The following is a 14,137-nucleotide window of genomic DNA, read 5'->3' as shown; positions in this document are numbered from 1 at the left end:
GGCGTTAGAGCAACAATTGCTGGGGCTGCTTTGCAGCCCATCGCGACACAAGGCCGCTCCTACAGGTACCGCGCCAGTCTCAAGGATTTGGTCTGGGGCAAGAGGCCCGGCACAACCGCCTTGCAATCAGCTCAGTGCCGCGGCTCCAGGTCCCCCGAATACAGCTCATCTTCGGACTCTTCCGACCCCGCAATCTTGTGCTCCTCGGCCGCCCAGGCCCCCAGGTCGATCAGTTTGCAGCGGTCCGAGCAAAACGGCCGGAACGCGCTTTTTTCGGTCCATTCCACAGGTGCGCCACAGGTCGGGCAATCGACGGTCAACGGCTGGCTCATGGCTGGCCTCCTTTCAAAGTCAGGTAAAAGTGGTGCAGGCGGTCAATCTGCTCATGCAGTGCGGCCAGGTCGCCGTCGTTGACCAGCACATCATCGGCATGGCGCAGGCGTTCCTCGCGGGCCAGCTGGGCCTGCAGAATCGCTTGCACCTGCTCGGCACTGGTGTTGTCGCGCGCCAGAGTACGGGCTATTTGCAGTTCTTGCGGTGCATCGATCACCAGCACACGCTGGGTTTTGTGGTACTGGCCCGACTCGATCAGCAGCGGCGACACGTAGATTGCATAAGGCGACTGCGCCTTTGCCAGGTAGCTGAAAATCTCCTGCCCGATCAGCGGGTGCAGCAGTTGCTCCAGCCATTTGCGCTGCGCCGGGTCGGCGAAGATCAGTTGGCGCAGAGCGGCGCGGTCGAGTTGGCCGTCCGCCTGCAGCACACCCGGGCCGAAGCGCTCGACGATGCTGGCCAAGGCCGGGCGGCCAGGTTCGACCACCCAGCGCGCTGCCTGGTCGGCATCGACCAGGTGCACGCCAAGCTCGACGAAGCGTTCGGCAGCGGCGCTCTTGCCGCTACCAATGCCGCCGGTCAGGCCGAGAATCCAGGGGGTAAAGGCTGCAGTGGCCATCAGTATCCAAGCAGTTGCATGTAAGAGGCGTACATTTCATCACCCCAGAGCACAGCAATCCACCCCGCAATCGCCAGATAAGGGCCAAACGGTATCGCTGTCCCCATCGCATGCCGGCGCAAACGCAGCAAGCACAGGCCAACCAGCGCCCCCACCACCGACGACAGCAGCAGCGTCAACGGCAGCACCTGCCAGCCACCCCAGGCCCCGATCAGCGCCATCAGCTTGAAATCGCCATAGCCCATGCCTTCCTTGCCGGTGATCAGCTTGAACAGCCAGTACACGGTCCACAAGCTGAGGTATCCGGCCACCGCGCCCCACAGCGCGTCGGTCAGTGGGGCATAGATGCCAAAGGCATTGACGATAAGCCCCAGCCACAGCATCGGCAGCACCAGCGCATCCGGCAGCAACTGGTGGTCCGCATCGATCAGGCTCAGGGCCAGCAGGCACCAGGTGAGTGGTAATGCCAGCAAGGCTTCGACCGAAGCGCCAAAGCGCCAGGCCACCACCAGCGAAAGCAGCGCGCTGGCCACTTCCACCAGCGGGTAGCGCGGGCTGATGCGGGTTTTGCAGGATGAACACCGCCCGCGCAAGGCCAGATAGCTGATCACCGGGATGTTCTCCCACGCGCGAATCGGATGCGCGCAATGTGGGCAGCGGGAGGCCGGTAGGCACAGGTCGAACCGTTCGTGTTGCGCAATCGGCTGCCCCAACATCTCCTGTGCTTCACGCTGCCATTGCCGCTCCAGCATGATCGGCAGGCGATACACCAGCACGTTGAGAAAGCTGCCCACCAGCAGGCCGAGCAGCGTGGCCAGGGTGAGGAAGTACGCCGGCTGTTCAGCCAGCAAAGTCCATGAAGTCATGTTCAGATCAAGCTACCCAACTGGAAGATCGGCAAGTACATCGCCACCACCAGGCCCCCCACCAGCAGGCCCAGGATCAGCACGATGGCGGGCTCCAGCAGGCTGGTCAACTGGTCCAGCGCCTGGCTGACCTGTTCCTCGTAATGGCTGGCGGCTTTTTCCAGCATCTGGTCCAGCGTGCCGCTGGATTCACCGATGGCCGTCATTTGCACCAGCAAAGGCGGAAACAGCGGTTCACTGGCCATCGCCTGGTTCAGCCCCTGCCCATTGGCCATGCCCTGGCGCAACCGCAGCACCGCTTGCTCGTGCAGCTCGCCCCCAGTCACTCCAGCCACCGTTACAAGCGCATCCAGCAACGCCACGCCGGCGCCGTAGGATGTTGCCAGGCTACGCGCAAACCGTGCTAGCGCCGCCTGCCCCAGCAATTTGCCAAACACCGGCAAGCCCAGCACCCGCCGAGATATCCACAGGCGCGCAGGCGTGTGCTGCCGGTAAAGCTGGCGCACGGCAAAACCCAGCACCACGCCCATCACCAGCAGTAGCGGGGCAAACCGACTCAGCCCTGTGGACAAGTCAATCACCCACTGGGTAAATGCCGGCAACGTCGTACCCATGCCCGAGAACATGCTCTCGAACTTCGGAATCACCTCCAGCAACAAAATCGCTGACACCCCCAGCCCGGTCAGCAACAGCAGCAGCGGGTAGATCATTGCCTTGCGCACCTTCTTGTGCAGCACCCGTCGCTGCTCCAGCATGTCCGCCAGCTGCTCGAGCTGCCGGTCAAGCGTGCCGGAATGCTCACCCACCCGCACCAGGTTGCAGTACAACGCATCGAACCATGCCGGGTGACGCTGCAACGCATCCGCCAGCCCCAGGCCCGAGGCCACATCCTGTTTCAATCTACCCAGCAACGCAGCCTGCGCCGCATCGCAACCACTGCGCCCCATCACCTCGAACGCCTGCAGCAGCGGCACCCCGGCCCTGAGCAATGTCGCCAACTGCCGGCTGAACCCTGCCGGGTCAGCCTTTTCGCGCCGCTTCGGCAAACGGAACGTCAGCCCGCTGGCCGGCCGCAAACTGGCCACCGTGATGCCCTGGCGGATCAGCGCAGCGCGCACATAAGCCGGGCTGCGGCCAGGTGTCTGGCCGCTGACCGGCGTGCCGCTGGCGTCGGTGCCGTGCCAGCTGTAAAGGAGTGAAGATGAAGTCATGCAAAGGTCCTTTTTCTGCTCCAGCGACAAGGCTGGAAACAGCTTGCCGCGTCCATGCAAAGGCATGCGTCCGTGATGCTCACTAGAGTAGTTCAGCGAAGATGACGCCCAAGCGGGCAGGGGTGACAAAAGGTGTCTGTTCAGGCCTACTGCGCCGCTGCCGGTTGGGGCGCCACGGACCTCAACGTGTTAGCGAATCAAAAAGGAAATACGTTCATGAAAGGGCAACGCGGTATCACCCTGATCGAACTGATGATCGTCGTCGCGATCATCGGCATTCTGGCGACCATCGCCTTACCGATGTACACCAACCACCAGGCCCGCTCCAAGGCTGCGGCCGGGTTGCTGGAGATCAGCGCGCTGAAGACGGCGATGGATCTGCGCTTGAATGACGGGAAAGACGTAACGGGCGTGACCGAGCTGGGTGGCCAGCCCGCGACGGCGCATTGTGCGATCGCAGCCGATGGCAAGGCGGCGGATGGCAGCGGCAGCATTGCTTGCACGCTGGTGGATGCGCCGGCCAATGTGGTGGGCAAGTCACTGACTTTGAAGCGTTCCGCAACTGGATGGGCGTGCACCACCGACATCGAGGAAGACCTGGCGCCCAAGGGCTGCAAGGGGGCTTGAGGGTAGGGTAATAAACTAGCGGAAACAGGGGTTTGCGTTGCGGGTGTGAGCAGTGGTACGTTGCGCTACACGCCGGTGTAGCTCAGTCGGTAGAGCAGCGCACTCGTAACGCGAAGGTCGCAGGTTCGATTCCTGTCTCCGGCACCAGTTCAGGTTCCAGCGAAGGCTACCAAAATCTCTGGAACCCCCGTAAAACCCGCCTTTTGGCGGGTTTTTTCGTTATAGCGTTCCGTCGGATTCCGACAGCTGCCAGCCGATTTAAGGGGGTAATGGTCGGGATAAAGTCGATTCGAGAAAGGGGTTTGCCCTTTTGGCTCGTACTACTGCTTTCTTGACTGACACCGGCTGCTCGGCCAAACCTGGTTTTGGCATCACGATGAAATGCTGGAGTGCGAACACAACCCGCGATTGAGCTTTCGTAACAAGGCCGGTTACCGCAGCCTGGTGGTCCATTCCCGTTGGATAGGGGTATTGGGGCTGCTACGCAGCCCTTCACACACTGCGCCCTTTTGCATCCTTGTCGGCACCCAATTAGTCAAATATGATACCGCTTCTCATTTGCATCAATTCTGTGACCGCCAATGGCATCCGTCGATACCGCTCAGTTCACTGCTCTGTACGAACAGCAACACCGCTGGTTGCGTAGCTGGCTGTATCGGCAATTGAGCTGCTCACACCGCGCTGCTGATTTGATGCAGGACACCTTCATGCGTCTGTTGGTCAGTGACCAGGCATTTGAAGTCCGCCAGCCTCGGCCTTTCTTGGCCAAGGTGGCACGCAGTGTCCTGTCCAACCACTATCGCCGCGCACGCTTGGAAAAAGCCTACCTGGATGCGCTCCAGACGGAAGACGAAAGCGTGCTGCCGGATCTGGCGACCCAACTGATTGTTTTCGAGACGCTGGTTCGGCTCGACGAAGCGCTCTGCGAACTGGATGTCGCCGTCAAAAAGGCTTTTCTCTGGTCGCAACTGGACGGGCTCAGCCACGGAGAAATTGCCGAACGGCTGGGTATTTCGATCGCTACCGTCAAACGCCATATCATCAAGGCGGGTGCGCGATGCATGCTGGTGACGGGATCGCTGCAATGACGATTTCCGGGAACGCCGTTAGCCGAGAACCATCGCTATCGCCAAAAATGTGTGAGGAGGCGATGGAGTGGTGGCTCGATATGCAGGAGGCCAATTTCGATTCATCCGCACAGGCCGCTTTTGTGGCATGGCGTAGTGAACACCCTTTGCATGAACTGGCCTGGGAAAAAGCCTTGGCGCTGGGGGAGCAGCTCGACTCTTTGCGCACCCGAGGCGATCCAGACCTTGCCCGGCGGGCGCTGTTGCTTCCCTCCCAGGAAAAGCTGAGCAGGCGTCGGGCGATAAAAGGGTTGGCATTGTTGCTGGCTGCAAGCGCCGGTGCATGGATGAGTCGAGACAGCGAAATGGTGTCGCGCCTCAGTGCCGATTACACCACGGGTGTGGGCGAGCAGCGACGTGTTGCGCTGGCCTCGGATCTGTCGCTAGAACTCAATACCCATAGCGCGATAAACGCTCGTGCGACGGGCCATCGTTGGCACCTTCGATTGCTCAGCGGCGAGGTCTTGATTGATGCTGCCTTGAACCCGGCGCTATTCATCGATACCGCTCAGGTTCGCACGCAAGCGTCCTCGGCACGTTTCACGATACGGCAGCTCGACAATGGCTCTACCCAGTTGGCGGTCTATCGTGGCTCGCTTCAAGTGACCCCGACTCAGGCCGGCACCTGGACTGCCCTGCAAGCCGGGCAGCTGGCGCGTTTCGGGCCGCTTGGTGTGCTCGATCAGGGTGTAATGCAAGCATCCAGCCCCGCCTGGGCCGAAGGCATGATCGTCGCCAACGGCCAACCGCTTCAGGCTTTCCTCGACGAACTTGGCCGCTATCGTCATGGGTATCTTGGGTGCGACGCCGCCTTGGCCAATCTGCGCGTGTGGGGCACCTACCCGCTGGCTGACAGCGATCGAGTCATCGATGCCGTCGCCCAGACGCTGCAATTGGAGGTACAGCGTTTCACTCGCCTGTGGATCAACTTGCGTCCCTCGCCAGCGAACGTCTGAAGTTTTTTCGTCCTCGATGAGCCGTTTTGATTTCTGGCGAGACTCATAGGCCATACATCAAAAATCATCGGGGGAACTTCACATGCCTCACCGCAGTATTTCGTCGCACTACAGGTCGCTCGCCAACACATTGGGTTGCACCGCGGCGGTTCTGATCGCTACTTCATCGCCCGTGTGGGCCGCTGCCGATAACAGCGTGCAACACTACGAAATTCCCCCGGCGTCACTCGGTACTGCGCTCAACCAACTGGGCCAGCAAGCCCATTTGCTGCTGTCGTTTCCCAATGATTTGATTGCCGGGCAAAACAGCCCTGGTTTGAGTGGTGATTACACGGTCGACGGTGCTTTACAGGCGCTACTCGCAGGCAGCCAACTCATTGCGGTTCGCCAGCCGGATGGGCGATACACCCTGCAACGAGCGCCAGCTTCTAGCGCCCTGGAGCTTCAAAGCATTTCAATTTCGGGCAAAGCGCCCGGGTCGACGACAGAAGGTACCGGGCTGTACACCACCTATTCATCCAGCAGTTCGACCCGCCTGAACCTGACCCCCAAAGAAACCCCGCAGTCGCTGACCGTCATGACCCGCCAGCGCCTGGATGATCAGCGCCTGACCAATCTCAGTGACACCCTCGATGCCACCCCGGGCGTCATCGTGTTGCGCGACGGACTGGGTGCCGAGTCTGACGGTTACTTCTCTCGGGGCTTCGAGATTCAGAACTTTGAAATCGACGGCGTGCCCACCGTCAAGCGCATGGACAACTACACCCAGAGCATGGCCATGTATGACCGTGTGGAGGTGGTGCGCGGTGCTACCGGCTTGATCAGCGGCCTGGGCAGTCCTTCAGCGACGATCAACCTGATCCGCAAGCGTCCGACCGCTGAGGCACAGGTCAGCGTCTGGGCCGAAGCCGGTAATTGGGACCGCTACGGTACCGGCTTTGATGTGTCTGGCCCGCTGACCGAAACCGGTAACGTACGCGGTCGTGTGGTCGCCGACTTCAAGACCGAGCGGTCCTGGGTCGACCGCTACAAGCAGGACTCGCAACTGATCTACGGCATTACCGAGTTTGACCTGACTGAAGACACCCTACTGACCATGGGCTTCAGTTACCAACGCACAGACGTTGACTCCCCAATGCGCTCTGGCCTGCCGACCCGTTTCACCGACGGCTCTCGCACCAACCTCAAACGCTCGCTCAATTCAGCTCAAACCTGGTCCTACAACGACCATGAACAAACCAGCTTTTTCACGTCGATCGAACAGCAGTTCGCCAATGGTTGGAGCGGGAAGATCGAGCTGACCCACTCCGAAAACAAGTTCGATGAAGTCTTCAACTACGTAAACGGTGGCCTCAACCCGGACGGAAGCGGCACCACTCAGTTGCCCGTGCGTTTCTCTGGTATCCCGCGCCAGAACAACATCGATGCCTACCTGACCGGCCCGTTCGGCCTGTTGGGCCGCGAGCACGAGTTGATCGCCGGTGTGACCTTGTCCAACTACTACGAGAACGTGCCAAGCTATGGCGGCTGGAAGTACGACTATTCCGGCTCTCCGGCCGGGGCGATCGACAACCTGCTGAACTGGAACGGCAACTCGGTAAAACCGGAATTCAACGTCACTGGCAAATCCACTAACGACGAAACCCAATACGCCGCTTATCTCGCCACGCGCCTGCATGCCACCGACGCTCTCAGTATCTTGCTGGGTAGCCGCGTGATCGACTGGCATCGTGAGATCGAGGACAAACCCTACAACGCAGAGAAAACCAAGACCAAAGAGTCGGAGACCGGCGTCTACATTCCGTATGCCGGCGTAGTGTATGACGTCAACGATACGTGGTCGCTGTATGCCAGCTATACGAAAATCTTCAACCCTCAGTCGTCCTGGGTTCGCGACATCAACAACAAACCACTGGACCCGATGGAAGGCACCGGTTATGAAGTCGGTATCAAGGGCAGCCACTTCGATGGCAAGCTGAACTCCAGCGTCGCGCTGTTCAAGATCGAGCAGGACAACCTGGCGATCTGGATCGATACCCCAGGCGGCAACACGTACAAGTCAGAACAGGGCACCACTACCAAGGGCGCTGAATTTACCCTGGATGGAGAACTGGCTGAAGGCTGGCAGGCATCTGCCGGTTATGCCTATGCAGTCAGCACCGACGCTGACGACCAACGTATCGTTACTACCCTGCCTCGCCACAGTCTGAAGACCTTCACCAGCTATCGCCTGCCGGGCATCTTGAACAAGGTCACCCTTGGCGGCGGTGTGAACTGGCAGAGTAAAACCGGTGCCGACCTGCACACCTTCACTCAGGGCAGCTATGCCGTCACCAACCTCTTGGCGCGCTACGACTTCAACCAACATCTGAGTGCGTCTGTGAACCTGAACAACGTGTTCGACCGCGAGTACCTCAGCTATGCCGGCGACCACGGTATGTACGGTGCGCCAAGAAACATCATGACGGGTATCAAGTACAACTTCTGACTTGTGCCCTTTAGGGAGGCTGGGGCTGCTGCGCAGCCCATCGCAGGCAAGCCAGCGCCTACAGCGATTGTGTGGGTGTTTGAGTTCTGCGCAAGGCCGCTGCTGGGCGATGCCACGGTAAGCACGGAACCTGTAGGAGCAGCACAAGGCTGCTCTTACCGGGTGACGCGATAGCCTGGGTGATGGCCAGGCCCCTGGCCCGCGCTGGCCTCAGAAGTCCCAGCGAGTAGTGACCATGACGTTGCGCGGTTCGCCGTAAATGGCCGAGTTATAGAAGCCGACGTTGGTGTAGTAATACTTGTCGAAGATGTTGTTGAGGTTGACGGTCGCCGACAGGTTCGGGGTGATCTGGTAGCGGGTCATCAGGTCCACCACCCAGTAGGATTCTTGCGTAACGTCCTCGTTCATGCCCTTGGGGCTGTTCCAGATCTGCTGCCAGGCCTTGTTCTGCCAACGCGCACCACCGCCAAGGGTGATCTTGTCCAGGTCACCGGTGAGTTTGTAGGTGGTGTAGAGGCTTAGCTGGTCTTCGGGCTCGAAGGTGGAGAGCTTCACGTCGTTGCTGTCGCGCACCACCTTGTGGGTGTAGCCGCCCTGCACCTGCCAGCCCGGGGCCAGCTCGCCGGACACTTCCAGCTCGTAGCCTTTGGTGGTCGCCTTGCTGCCCTTGAACGCGTAGTTGGGCGGGGTAGGGGTCTGGTTGTTGTAGGCGTCATCCGGTACCGAGCGGTTGCTTTCCTTGACCTCGAAGTAGGCCAGGCTGGCGTTCAGGCGGCCGTCGAAAAACTCGCTCTTGATGCCGATTTCGTAGTTTTCGCCTTCATCCGGCTCGATCAGTTTGTTGTCGCGGTCGCGGTTGTAGTTTTCCTGGGGCATGAACACGTCGGTGTAACTGGCGTAGACCGAGAAATTTTCGTTCAGGTCGTAGATGGCGCCGGCATAGGGAATGAAGCGCCCGGACTCGGTGTAGGTCGGGGTCAGGCCGGTCAGGCTGTAGTTGACCACGCGGCCACCCAGCAGCACTTTCAGGTCGTCGGTCACGTTCAGGCGGGTGGTGAGGTACACGCCGGTCTGCCGGATGACATCGTCGGTGCGCTGCGACACCGGACCCCAGTCGGGCTTGGGCAGGTTGCCGTGCCAGTTGTTGTAGTCCACCCGGTTCGGCACCGAGAAGGTTTCGTCCCAGTAACCCTTGCCGCTCCAGTGTGCCTTGCTGATCGAGCCGCCCAGTACCAGGTCATGCTCGCGGCCGAGCATGCTGAACGGGCCGCTCACGTAAAGGTCAGCCGAGTCGCTTGTGGTGTCGCCCTTGTAGCGTTGTGCGTTGATTTCAGCGCTGCCGTCGGGCTGCGGCTGGTCGAATTGGATGGCGCCCATTTGCGCATCGTAGCCGTTGTACTTGTGGTCCAGTTGCAGCTTGGTCACCCAGCCGTCACCCAGGTCGTGTTCCAGGGTGGCGAACACCGTGCGGGTGTATTGCTGCCAGCTGCTCCAGTCGGTCGAGTTGCTGAACGAGCGCTTGGCGTCGTTGCGCTCGCCCTTGGAATTGAGCAGCGGGAAGCTGCCAGACCAGGTGGAACCCTTGGGGTCGTTGTCCTGGTAGTCGGCGCCTACCGTCAGCAGCGTGTCAGGTGACAGGTCGAACTCGAGGATGCCGTAGAACACCGAGTTCTGGCTCGAGTAGCGGTCGATGAACGAATGCTTGTCCTGATAGGCGGCCACGGCCCGGCCGCGAACGTTGCCGGTTTCGGTCAGCGGGCCGCTGACATCCAGTTCGCTGCGGTAGTTGTCCCACGAGCCTGCACCCAGGGTGGCGTGGCCCTGGAAGTCGGCGGTGGGCTTTTTGCGTACCAGGTTGATGGTGCCGCCCAGCGAGCCTGCGCCGCTGAGTAGGCCGGATGCGCCCTTGAGTACTTCGATACGGTCGTAGATCGCCATGTCGCTCAGGGTGTTGCCTGCCGAGTAGGCGACGTTGCGCACGGCGGAGGGGATGCCGTCGTACTGGAAGTTGTTGATCGAGAAACCGCGCGAATAGTAGTTGGTGCGATCAGTGTCGTAAGCCGACACGGTAATACCTGGGGTGTGGCGCATGACTGCGTCGACAGTGTTGAGGGCAAAGTCATCCATGTGCTGACGAGTGACCACGCTGATCGACTGCGGGGTTTCCCTGGGTTTCAGCACCAGGCGGGTGGCCGTGGCGATGGTGCCGGGCGTGTAGGACCCCGTGCCTTCGGTGACGGTGCCCAGCTGGTTGCTGATGATGTTGGTTGCACTCAACTCCAGGGCGCCACCACTGTCGGCAACGACCTCCACCGTATAGTTGCCACCGCTATTGAGTGCCCGAAGGCCAGTACCCGCCAGCAGCTGGGCCAGGCCCTCGTCAATGTCATAGCTGCCATTGAGCCCAGCGCTGCGCTTGCCGGCGGTCAGCTGGGCGTCGGCAGAAAGCAGGATGCCGGCCTCGCTCGCGAAGCGGTTCAACGCCTGATCCAGGCCGCCGGCGGGGATGGCGTAACTGCGTGATTGCTCGCTGGCGCCAGCCGATGTTGCGGGCAGCGCCAGTAAAAGGGGGCTGCTGCAAAGCAAGCCGGCAAACAGGGTGTGACGAACCGCAAGGCTCAATCGAGAACGGGGTGTTGTGGGCAGATACGGCATTCTGACTGTTCCTCTTGAGAATGCTTCTTGGTTAAATTCAAGAGGTATCCCGGACGAGTCGGCAAAACCGACAACGGGCAGCAGCGTTTTTTTCATTCATTGCCGTTGCAGCACTTGGGTAACGCTGGTCATGCGGGACTGATGGTGGTCCAAAAACGTGTCAGGCGGTGTACTTTTACCGGTAGGGATTGCTCTAGCGCTGTAAGTACGCGGTCGGTGTCTGCCAGCGGAAAAACGCCGGTTAGCGGCAGGGCGGCGACGGCAGGGTCGCAGCGCAGCACACCGGCCCGATGGTGAGCCAGTTCTGCGGTGAACTGCCCGAGCGGCATGCGCTCGGCGATCAGCCGACCATCGTGCCAGGCGATGGCGTTGAGATTCGCGGGTGCGATGTCACCGATCTGGGTGGTGGAAAACCAGCAACCTTGTCCGGCTTGCAGGCGTATGGCGCGAGCCTGACGCGGGCGCAGTTCCAGTTCGCCCTCAAACAGGTCGACCTGGCATTTATCGTCATGTTGGTACACGGAAAAGCGCGTGCCGAGTGCCAGGACATCCCCGGCTACGGTGTCCACGATCAGTGGGCGTTGCGCGGGGTCATGGCCGCTGTCGAGCAGCAACTCCCCAGCGAGCAGGCGAATGCGGCGCTCGCTTGCGCTGAACTGGATATCAACCGCGCTACCGCTGTTCAAGCCAAGCCGGCTGCCATCGGCCAACGTGCGCTGCAGGCGCTCACCCGTGCCGCTGCGCAGATCTGCCATGGCCTCGCGCCAGGGCAATTGCGATTGGACGATGTAACCGCTGCCGCCAGCCAAAAGCAGGGCGCTGAGCAGTTTCAGCGTCTGTCGACGGCGCGCGTCAGGCTGCTCCCGTAGCACGGCCAGCGCGGTATCTGCTGACACACCGCTCAGGGTATGTTGCAGGTGCTCCAGGCGCTGCCACGCACGGGCATGTTCCGGGTCCGCATTTCGCCACTCAGCAAAGCGACGCTGTTGTGCTTTGTCCAGCTCGCCGCTCCATTGCAGCATTAACCAATGGCTGGCCTGTTCGACGATGGTTGCGGCGATGGGCGTTTCGTTGGAAGTTTTCATTCGGCGTACAGCACCTGATAGCAGGCGGTGATGGCGCGCAGCATGTACTTTTGTACCGAGCTGACACTGACTTCGAGGCGTTCGGCGATTTGGCTATAGGTCAGCCCTTCAAACTGCGACAGCAGGAACGCCTCGCGCACCTTCGCCGGCATGCTGTCGAGCATGGCGTCGATCTGCATCAGGGTTTCGATCACGATGGCGCGGGTTTCCAGCGACGGGCTTTCTGGTTCGGGGAGGGCGGCCAGGCTCTCCAGGTAAGCGTGCTTGATCCGTTGGCGACGCCATTGGTCTATGACCAGGTTGCGGGCGATCTGGGCCAGGAAACGGCGGCCGTCGTTCTGCTCTGGCAGGCGTCGCGTTACCAGCAGGCGCAGGAAAGTGTCCTGGGCAATATCCGCAGCCCGTTCTCGATCACCAAGGCGCAGACGCAGCCAACCTTGCAGCCAGCCGTGGTGGTCGCGATAAAGGCTGTCGAGGGGTTGCAACGGGGCATCAGTGGGCACGTTCCTCTTCCCGTCAATTGGCCGCAGATAAGAATCAGTTGCAATTGTAGGGGGGAAGAGGAAATTTGGAAACTGCCTTTGCCGGAATCGGCTGCACGACCTTCTGGCGATGGGGCGTGCAGCTTGAGCAATGCCCCGGGATCAATTCACAGTAATTGCCGCATTCAAGACCAGCACCACAATCAACCCGACCACCGCCACGATGGACTGCACCACCGAGATGGTCTTGGTGGCTTCGCCCATGGTCATCCCAAAGGACTCTTTCACCATCCAGAACCCTGCATGGTTCGCATAGTTGAAGAACAGCGAGCCACAGCCGATGGACAAGGCCAGCAACGGCAGGTTGAGGCTGGGGTCAGCACCTGCCAGCGGTGCCAGCAAGCCGGCAGCCCCAACGATACCTACCGTGGCGGAGCCGGTAGACACCGAAAGCAACATCGCGATCAACCACCCCAGCATCAAGGGCGGGAAGGCCGATTGCTGAGTCAGGTGCACAATGGCATCACCCACCTTGGCGCTGGTCAGCATCTCCTGAAAAGCCCCGCCGCCGGCGATGATCATGATGATCGAGGCGATAGGCTTGAGGCTTTTGCCCAGTGCATCGCGCAGGTGTTCGGCGTCACCGCCGCGCGCCAGTACCAGGCTGGCGCCGGCGAACAGCACGCCCAGCAACATGGCGATCAGCGGGTTGCCGAGGAAACTGGCCAGCTCCAGCAACGGGTTGCCCTTGGGTAGCAGCATCTCGGCGACGGCATGCACCAGCATCAGAATCGCCGGCAGCAACGCGGCCAGCATGCCGATCGCTACGCCGGGGCGGGGTTGATCGTCGGCTTTTTCAGCCAGGGTGAACTGGTCCAGCAAAGCCTGATCAGGCCGAGTGCTCATGCGCGGCGAAATGAACATGCCATACAGCGGGCCGCCCAGGATCATTGCCGGGATAGCCGCCAGGAAGCCGTAAAGCATGGTGGGCCCAACCGAGGTCTTGAGCACCGCGATGGCGGTCAGGGGGCCAGGGTGCGGCGGTACCATGCCGTGCATGGCAGCCAGCGCCGAAATCACCGGCACGCCTACATACACGTATGCAGAGCCCTTGAAGCGGGCCTTGCTTTCCAGCTTGCGCGCCACGCTGAAAATCAGCGGCAGCATGATCACCAGGCCCACTTCGAAAAACATGGGGATGCCAATGACGAAGGCAACCAACATCATGGCCCACGGAATCATGCGGTCCGAGGTGCGCTTGAGGATGACATCAGCGACCTGCTCGGTGACGCCAGCGTCAGCCAGAATTTTGCCGAGCATCGCGCCCAGGGCAATCACCACCCCGACGGCCCCCAGGGTTTTTCCGGCGCCGGTAAGCAAGTGGGAGACGATGCTGCCTGGCTCCATGCGGGTAGCGAAGCCCACCCCAATGGACACCACCAGCAAGGCCAGCAGCGGGTGCATCTTCAGGCGCGACACGATGAGTGCCACCAGCACCAGGACACTGACCAGCGCGGTCAATAACAGCTGTATATCCAAGGGGGTCATTCAGGCAGTCTCGGTTGGGCGGGCGCTTTAGCTGAAGGGGTGAATCCGAGGCGGGTGCACGCAGGGGCAGCACCGGGAGAAAAAGCGTTGCAGGGCAGAGCATTCATGGGGTGATTCACCTTGTTATTTGGTCATCTATA

General features: G+C 60.7%; 12 protein-coding genes and 1 tRNA gene. 5 read left to right on the top strand and 8 right to left on the bottom strand.

Annotation, left to right across the window (positions count from 1 at the left end; all coding sequences use genetic code 11):
• Nucleotides 1-131: 131 nt before the first annotated feature.
• From yacG to DM807_RS00160, 4 genes are read right to left on the bottom strand one after another with little or no spacing between them, the layout of a single operon-like run.
• On the bottom strand, nucleotides 132-332 hold the full coding sequence (gene yacG / locus DM807_RS00175) for a DNA gyrase inhibitor YacG (RefSeq protein WP_012270392.1): 201 nt from the start codon (nucleotides 330-332) through the stop codon (nucleotides 132-134).
• Entirely contained in the window at nucleotides 329-952 is a 624-nt protein-coding gene (gene coaE / locus DM807_RS00170; protein ID WP_012270393.1) for a dephospho-CoA kinase, read from the bottom strand. The genes yacG and coaE overlap by 4 nt, the downstream gene beginning before the upstream one ends.
• Nucleotides 952-1,818: a prepilin peptidase gene (locus tag DM807_RS00165; protein ID WP_012270394.1), complete on the bottom strand. Its 867-nt coding sequence runs from the start codon at nucleotides 1,816-1,818 to the stop codon at nucleotides 952-954. The genes coaE and DM807_RS00165 overlap by 1 nt, the downstream gene beginning before the upstream one ends.
• A gap of 2 nt (nucleotides 1,819-1,820) precedes the next feature.
• Nucleotides 1,821-3,029, bottom strand: a complete 1,209-nt coding sequence (locus DM807_RS00160; protein ID WP_179026925.1) for a type II secretion system F family protein — start codon at nucleotides 3,027-3,029, stop codon at nucleotides 1,821-1,823.
• Between the two features lie 216 nt (nucleotides 3,030-3,245).
• On the opposite strand from DM807_RS00160, the gene DM807_RS00155 reads away from it, so the two are divergent.
• The 5 genes from DM807_RS00155 to DM807_RS00135 all read left to right on the top strand — a co-directional run bounded on the left by DM807_RS00155 (nucleotide 3,246) and on the right by DM807_RS00135 (nucleotide 8,227).
• Nucleotides 3,246-3,656 (top strand): pilin, encoded by a 411-nt coding sequence (locus DM807_RS00155; protein WP_060494319.1) that lies wholly within the window; start codon nucleotides 3,246-3,248, stop codon nucleotides 3,654-3,656.
• 71 nt (nucleotides 3,657-3,727) lie between these two features.
• Nucleotides 3,728-3,803 (top strand) — tRNA-Thr (locus DM807_RS00150).
• Nucleotides 3,804-4,237: 434 nt separating this feature from the next.
• Complete coding sequence (locus DM807_RS00145; protein WP_012270405.1) at nucleotides 4,238-4,744, top strand: sigma-70 family RNA polymerase sigma factor; 507 nt, start codon at nucleotides 4,238-4,240, stop codon at nucleotides 4,742-4,744.
• Complete coding sequence (locus DM807_RS00140) at nucleotides 4,714-5,739, top strand: FecR domain-containing protein (protein WP_081337024.1); 1,026 nt, start codon at nucleotides 4,714-4,716, stop codon at nucleotides 5,737-5,739. Before DM807_RS00145 ends, DM807_RS00140 begins: the two co-directional genes overlap by 31 nt.
• 82 nt (nucleotides 5,740-5,821) lie before the next feature.
• Complete coding sequence (locus DM807_RS00135) at nucleotides 5,822-8,227, top strand: TonB-dependent siderophore receptor (RefSeq protein ID WP_179026924.1); 2,406 nt, start codon at nucleotides 5,822-5,824, stop codon at nucleotides 8,225-8,227.
• 210 nt (nucleotides 8,228-8,437) lie between these two features.
• Here the strand turns inward: DM807_RS00135 and DM807_RS00130 are convergent, their stop codons facing one another.
• From DM807_RS00130 to DM807_RS00115, 4 genes are all read right to left on the bottom strand, one after another.
• Nucleotides 8,438-10,882, bottom strand: a complete 2,445-nt coding sequence (locus tag DM807_RS00130) for a TonB-dependent siderophore receptor (RefSeq protein ID WP_179026923.1) — start codon at nucleotides 10,880-10,882, stop codon at nucleotides 8,438-8,440.
• 128 nt (nucleotides 10,883-11,010) lie between these two features.
• Nucleotides 11,011-11,967, bottom strand: coding sequence for a FecR domain-containing protein (locus DM807_RS00125; protein WP_179026922.1), 957 nt, complete (start codon nucleotides 11,965-11,967; stop codon nucleotides 11,011-11,013).
• A complete protein-coding gene (locus tag DM807_RS00120; RefSeq protein ID WP_012270410.1) occupies nucleotides 11,964-12,470 on the bottom strand; it encodes a sigma-70 family RNA polymerase sigma factor in 507 nt (168 codons plus the stop codon). Before DM807_RS00120 ends, DM807_RS00125 begins: the two co-directional genes overlap by 4 nt.
• Before the next feature lie 141 nt (nucleotides 12,471-12,611).
• Complete coding sequence (locus tag DM807_RS00115; RefSeq protein ID WP_060494421.1) at nucleotides 12,612-13,997, bottom strand: GntP family permease; 1,386 nt, start codon at nucleotides 13,995-13,997, stop codon at nucleotides 12,612-12,614.
• Nucleotides 13,998-14,137: the final 140 nt, after the last annotated feature.

This window comes from Pseudomonas hunanensis (assembly GCF_013393325.1).
In the GTDB taxonomy this organism is placed as follows: Bacteria; Pseudomonadota; Gammaproteobacteria; order Pseudomonadales; family Pseudomonadaceae; genus Aquipseudomonas; species Aquipseudomonas putida_P.
The sequence above is the reverse complement of the archived record's forward strand: the minus strand, read 5'-3'. Positions and strand labels throughout refer to the sequence as shown.